Source organism: Virgibacillus sp. 7505, from assembly GCF_002272135.1.
Taxonomy (GTDB): Bacteria; Bacillota; Bacilli; order Bacillales; family Amphibacillaceae; genus Terribacillus.
In genome coordinates this window covers 1-266 of the sequence record NZ_NPBF01000199.1, presented here as the reverse complement: position 1 = coordinate 266, position 266 = coordinate 1, and the positions used below count along the sequence as shown (strand labels likewise).

General features: G+C 45.9%; 1 protein-coding gene. It reads left to right on the top strand.

All coding sequences use genetic code 11. The features are described 5' to 3' along the window. Window positions 1-34: 34 nt before the first annotated feature. Window positions 35-266: transposase (locus CHH91_RS18585; protein WP_141234221.1), on the top strand; the 232-nt coding region annotated here is incomplete at its 3' end.

Below are 266 nucleotides of genomic sequence, written 5' to 3'. Positions count from 1 at the left end.
ACCACAACTACACATTAGAAAGAAGGCGATTTTTTTGCGCAACCCAACGGTCACTTTCCAAGAGTATACCATGAATCAACTCTATCTGCCTATGGATTTTTCCGATCTTATCCCCGAACATCATGTCGCGCGTGTGGTCAGTGACGTGGTGGATGGGTTGGATGACGATTTCTTTATTCGTGCGTATGAAGGTGGGGGCAGACCCGCCTATCATCCGAAAATGATGACAAAGATTGTCCTATATGCGTATACGCAACGTTGGTTCT